General features: G+C 74.6%; 3 protein-coding genes, 3 tRNA genes and 1 pseudogene. 3 read left to right on the top strand and 4 right to left on the bottom strand.

Translation table 11 applies throughout. The features are described 5' to 3' along the window. Window positions 1-983 (bottom strand): annotated as a pseudogene (locus ACWEQL_RS40435) (hypothetical protein); the annotation flags it as partial. A 315-nt stretch (window positions 984-1,298) separates the two neighbouring features. Here ACWEQL_RS40435 and ACWEQL_RS40440 point away from each other — a divergent pair. Both ACWEQL_RS40440 and ACWEQL_RS40445 read left to right on the top strand, forming a co-directional pair. Further along, a complete protein-coding gene (locus ACWEQL_RS40440) occupies window positions 1,299-1,721 on the top strand; it encodes a globin domain-containing protein (RefSeq protein WP_452156296.1) in 423 nt (140 codons plus the stop codon). 10 nt (window positions 1,722-1,731) lie between these two features. Continuing rightward, on the top strand, window positions 1,732-2,934 hold the full coding sequence (locus ACWEQL_RS40445; protein ID WP_452156298.1) for a globin domain-containing protein: 1,203 nt from the start codon (window positions 1,732-1,734) through the stop codon (window positions 2,932-2,934). A 49-nt stretch (window positions 2,935-2,983) separates the two neighbouring features. Here ACWEQL_RS40445 and ACWEQL_RS40450 read toward each other — a convergent pair. The 3 genes from ACWEQL_RS40450 to ACWEQL_RS40460 form a co-directional block, all read right to left on the bottom strand. Beyond that, window positions 2,984-3,059, bottom strand: a tRNA-Arg gene (locus ACWEQL_RS40450). A 36-nt stretch (window positions 3,060-3,095) separates the two neighbouring features. Further along, a tRNA-Arg gene (locus tag ACWEQL_RS40455) sits at window positions 3,096-3,171 on the bottom strand. A 216-nt stretch (window positions 3,172-3,387) separates the two neighbouring features. Beyond that, window positions 3,388-3,478: transfer RNA gene (locus ACWEQL_RS40460), tRNA-Ser, on the bottom strand. 177 nt (window positions 3,479-3,655) lie between these two features. On the opposite strand from ACWEQL_RS40460, the gene ACWEQL_RS40465 reads away from it, so the two are divergent. Next, on the top strand, window positions 3,656-5,831 hold a 2,176-nt coding region (locus ACWEQL_RS40465), incomplete at its 3' end, for a PAS domain-containing protein (protein ID WP_452156300.1).

Raw genomic sequence — 5,831 nt, forward strand, 5'->3', positions numbered from 1 at the left:
GGCTCCCCGGCGGGCTCCGCCGGGGCGGTCGCAGCCGGGGCGGCGGGGGCAGCGGCGGGCACCAGCGGGGCACGGGTGACGAGCGGGCGATGGGCGAGCCGGGCCGGGGCGGTGCCGGCGTCCGAGCCGAGGTAGAGGTCGGAGAGCAGGTGGGAGGCGTTGCCGTAACCCGGCGGGGCGGTGCCGACGCCCTCGTCCAGGGTGACGGTGAACGCCGGGAGCGGGCCGTCGTCCCCGGTGGCGCCGGGACGGACGGTGGAGCGCCGCTCGACCCGCAGGACGGCGGTGCGGAAGGTGCCGGCCAGCTCCAGGCTGCCCTCGGCGGCGGAGGAGGTGGCGCCGTCCGCGGAGCCGTCGGCGCCGACCGGGGCGAGGCTGTTGCCGTCGACCGTCCAGCCGGGCCACTCGGTGCGGTTGACCAGCGTGGGGGCGGCCGGGGAGCCGCCGGTGACGGTCAGTCGGCTCGCGGTGGCGGCGACGGTGGCGGTGCCGGAGTCGGGCCCGGGGGTGAGGCCGGCCAGGCCGCTGAGGTGCAGCCGGGGATTGCGGACCGGGCGGGAGAAGGTGAGCCGGAGTGTTCCCAGAGTGCGCCAGGAACCGTCCGCCTGCGGACGGTCCTCGGTGATCCGGAAGGTCTGCGCCGGGTCGCCGGGCCGCAGGCCGTCCGAATAGAGCGCGGCCGCCCGCCCCCCTCCCGCACGGTCGGACAATTCGCCCGGCAGGGCGGTCACCGAGGCCCCGGGAACGGCGGTGAATTCGAGTTGGACGACGAGGCCGGAGGGGAGAACCGCACGTTGCGCGGCCGACCAGGTGTCAGGTGACTGCTGGGCCCGGGAGAACGGCGGATTCCAGCCGATCAGCATTCCGCCGGCCAATGTCAGGACGGCGGTCGCGGCCGGCACCCGTCGCAGGGCGACGCGGACGCGGGGGGCGCACCGGTCGGAGGCGGACGGTGCGGCGCCGTGGGGGGACTGTCGGCTCATCCGGCTCTCCTCCGGCCCCGGGTGCCGGGGCGGTGAACACAGCTCCTGGGCACAAGATCTGACAAAACGGAATCACGATCCAGGTCCGGTCATACCGCGACACCTGCGTCACCGGCCGGGCCCCACCCGAATGGCCGCCGTCCGACCGGCAGGACGGGATGTACCCGAAAGAGCCGTATTTGATCCATTAGGCGGCGCGTCCAGGTGATACCGATCGATTCCGGGTGATTCCAACTCGCCGATACTGATCGGTACCTGACCATTCACCGGATAAGCCTGTTCGAATTGGGCACCCGCTCAGTAGAGTCGGGGCCCGTGACCATAAACCCCGTATTGATCAAGAGCAGCTTCGCGGTCGTCGAACCCCACGGTGCCGCCGTCACCGGGTACTTCTACCAGCACCTGTTCGAGCACAACCCCGGCGTCCGCGGCCTGTTCGCCGCCCACCTGGACGAGCAGCAGGACCGCCTGTGGGCCGCCCTCGGCACCCTGGTCACCCACCTGGAGGACACCGAGACGCTGGTCGGCGTCCTGCAGGGCCTCGGCCGCCGGCACGCCGCGTACGGCACGCTGGCCGAGCACTTCCCGGCGGTCGGCGCCAGCCTGCTGGCCACCCTGGAGCACTACGCGGGCGAGGCCTGGACGGCGGAGACCCGGGAGTCCTGGACCGCCGTGTACGGCGTGGTCACCGAGGTCATGGCAGAGGCGCTCGCCACCGCCAAGTCCGAGTCCGCCTAGCGTCGCCGCGGTGCCCTTCGACCCCGCGGTCATCCGCGCCAGCTTCGCCGTCGTCGAGCGCCGCGCCGACCACATGGCCAAGTACTTCTACGCCCACCTGTTCGCCAACAACCCGGGGGTGCGGGACTTCTTCCCCGCCGAGATGGCCGAGCAGCGCGACCGGCTGTTCGCCGCGCTCACCCAGCTCGTGCTGCGGCTGGAGAGTCCCGAGCAGCTGACCGGCTACCTGCGGGCGCTCGGGCGCGACCACCGCAAGTTCCAGGCCGCGCCCGAGCACTACCCGGCCGTCGGGGCCAGCCTGATCGCCGCGCTGCGGCACTTCTCCGGGCACGCCTGGACCCCTGAGATCGAGAAGGCCTGGACCGAGGCGTTCACGGTGATCGCCGAGGTGATGATCGGGGCGGCGGCCGAGGTCCCGGACTCCGTCCCCGCCTGGTGGGACGCCGAGGTGACCCGCCGCCGCCGCGCCGGCCCCGACGTCGTGGTGCTCACCCTGGCCCCGCACGGCCGGTACCCCTTCGTCCCGGGCCAGTACCTCACGCTCGCCAGCCCGCGGGTGCCCAAGGTCTGGCGGCCGTACTCGATCGCCAACGCGCCCCGGCCGGACGGCAGCCTGGACGTCCACGTGCGCCGGGTGCCGGACGGGCTGCTGAGCACCGCACTGGTCAACGACGTCATGCCGGGCGAGCGGGTCAGGCTCGGGCCGGCGCTCGGCGAGGCCGTGCTGGACCCGCACTCCCGCCGCCCGCTGCTGGCGGTGGCCGGCGGCACCGGCTGGGGGCAGATCAAGGCCCTGCTGGAACAGCTCACCGCCGCGCCCGACGGCCGTCCGGTCACCGCGGTGCTGGCCGCCCGGGCGGACTCCGACCAGTACGACCTGGCCGAGGTGGAACGGCTGGTGGCCCGCAACCCCCGGCTGGAGGTGCTGCTGGCCGCCCCGGAGCCCGGCGGGGGCCGGGCCGACGTCACCGGGCTGATCCGCGGGGCGCTGGCCGAGCGCGGCGACTGGGCCGGCTGGGACGTCCACCTCAGCGGGCCGTACGACCTGGCGCCGGCGCTGACCGAGCTGCTGACCGGGCTCGGCGCCGAACCCGCCCTGATCCGGCACGACCCGGTGCCCGACACCTTCAACCGGGCCCGGCCGCTGACCTCCTCGGAGTGGTTCCTGGACCGGCGGAACGTGCCGTGGATCAACCCGACCGACCTGGGGTGAACCGCCCCGGAACGACGGAAGCCCCCGGCCGATGGCCGGGGGCTTCCCGTGGTGCGCTCAGCAGGATTCGAACCTGCAACCTCTTGATCCGTAGTCAAGTGCTCTATCCGTTGAGCTATGAGCGCAAGTGCCGGACCCGTGGGACCGAAACTCGCGGAGGTTGGTGCGCTCAGCAGGATTCGAACCTGCAACCTCTTGATCCGTAGTCAAGTGCTCTATCCGTTGAGCTATGAGCGCTCGCCCTGGGGAACGTGTCTCCGGGGCGGTGCGGGGACAACATTACATGACCTGCGACGTGGGGCGAAATCGATTGATCCGGGCCCCTCGCCGGCCCCTCCCGGGGGCCCCGGCCCACCCCTCCCGGGCCGCTCCGCACACCCGCCCCGACATGCGGAAGAGCCCCGGCACGCGAAAGAGCCCCGCCGATGTGATCATCGACGGGGCTCTCATCGGCGGAGGCTGAGGGATTTGAACCCTCGATCAGGAATAACCCCGAAACCGCATTAGCAGTGCGGCGCCATAGACCGGACTAGGCGAAGCCTCCTCCACATGGACCGTGTCCGCAGGGCGGAACCGTTCCGTGTGCCTGTGATGATGCCACAACCCGGGGGCCCGGCACCAACCACCGCCAACGTTACTAGGCGGGTCGTCCCCACCGCAAAGAAGAATGAGATACTGCCTTCTCCGGAGGAGCTGCCCTGAGCCGAGGAGACCTGTCGACGTGAGCAGCAGGCCGATCCGAGGCGCTGCTCGCCTCGCCGCCATACTCGACGCCCTACCCGACGCCCTGCTGCTGGTGAACAGCAACGGCACCGTCGTCGACGCCAACAACGCGGCGGTCCAGGCCCTGCAGGCCCCCGGCACCTCGCTGGTCGGCATGGGCGTGCTGGACCTCCTGCCCGAGTTCGACCCCAGCCGGATCCCCGGCTCGATGCGCCCGCCCGCCGCCCGCGAGGAGGAGGCGCTCGACCGCCCGGTCCGGATGACCGCCCGTCGCACCGACGGCACCACCTTCCCGGTGGAGGTCTCCGGCAACGACTTCGCCGACGACGGCCCCACCTCCGGCGCGAGCGAGGGCCGCGGCTACGCGCTCTCCCCGCTCGTCCCGTACGACCCCTTCCGGGACGCCCCGGCCTCCTCGGCCGGCGACCTGCTGCTGCTCCTGGTCCGCGACCTCTCCAGCCGGCTCGGCGTCGAGGCGGAACTGCGCCGCCAGCACAAGCAGACCGAGATGATCCTGCGCGCCGCCGCCGAGGGCGTGCTCGGCGTGGACCTCGAAGGCCGCTGCGTCCTGGTCAACCCGGCCGCCGCGCACATCCTGGAGTACCGGGCGAGCGAGCTCGGCGGACGCGAGCTGCACCCGCTGATCCAGCACTCCCGGGCCGACGGCACCCCGCTGACGCTGGAGGAGTCCGCGCTGCTGGACACCCTGACCTCCGGCCGCAAGCACCGGGTGCGCGGCACCGTGCTGTGGCGCAAGGACGGCCGGCCGGTCACCGTCGACCTCACCACCGCCCCGGTCCGGGACGGCGACCAGCTGGTCGGCGCGGTGATGACCTTCACCGACCGCAGCCGCGAACTGGCCCTGGTCGCCCGCAACGAGCACCTCACCGCCGTCCTGGAGAGCGAGCTCGGCGGCGCCCTGACCGCCCTGCACCGGCGGATCGACGCGCTCGCCGCCGACCCGGCCGGCCAGCTCTGGCCCGAGGCCAACTGGACGCTGCGCCGGCTCGCCGACGAGTGCCGCCGCTTCGGCAAGCTGATCGACGGCGTGCTCGCCCACCAGCGCTCCGAGGACGGCGCCGCCGGGGACGGCAAGGGCGGCGAGGGCCGCCGGGACGCCGAGAAGGTCCCGGTCGGCCTGGACAAGGTCGTCCGGCGGGCGGTCGAGCAGGCCGGCGAGCTGGTCGGCGGCGGCCGGGTGCGGTTCTCCGTGCACGCCGCGGCCGTCGAGGTGATCGCCGACGAGAAGCGGCTCGCCCAGGCGCTGGCCCACCTGGTCGCCGACGTCAGCGGCGTCGCGCTGTCCCTGGACGCCGTCCCCGCCACCGCCTCCCCCGACGCCCCGGCCGTCGACGGCACGCCGACGGTGGTGCTGGCCGCCGCCCAGCGCGGCGAGGTCGCCCGGGTGGAGATCCGCGGCCCCGGCCGCGGCGGCAGCCCCGTCCACCTGCCGATAGCGCGCGACGTGGTCGAGCGCCACGGCGGCGTGCTCCAGCCGCACGAGCTGCCCGGCAAGGCCGGCACGACGTACGTGGTGGAGCTGCCGCTGGACCCGGCCGCCGCGAAGGCCGCCGCCGAGCGCGCCGGCGCCGAGGGCCGCGGCGACCGGCCCAAGGAGAGCGACAGCGCCGTCCTGCCCGAACTGCCGGGCATTCCGCAGCTGCCCGCCACCCGTGAGCCCGCCGAGGGCCCGGAGGCGGCCGCCGACCCCGAGGCGGGCACCACCACCCCCGCGCCCCCGGCCGACCGGGACGCCGCGCCCGCCCCCGAGCGGCGCGGCCGCCGGCGCCAGGCCGCCCCCGCCGCGGAACCGGCCGCCGAGGCCCCCACGGCGCCCGAGCAGTGGCCGAACGCGCCCGCCCGGGTGGAGCGCGCCGTCCCCGAACAGTGGAACGGCACCGGCAACGACCCCGCCTACGGCCGCCCGGAGACCGACGCCCCCGGGAGCCCGGAGAGCGACCCCTGGGGCAAGGACGACGGCAGCGCCGGCACGGCCTACGCGGTGCCGGTCGGCGCCCGCGGCGACGACGCGTCCGCCGGTACGACCCCCCGGGGACCGATCGCGCTGGGCGCCGGCCCCTCCGGCACGGACGACCCCCACGGCCCGCACAGCACGCACGGCCCGCACGGCGCCGAGGGCCGCGAGCTCCCGCCGCCGCGGCCGGACGGGGCAC

This window comes from Kitasatospora sp. NPDC004240 (assembly GCF_053603215.1).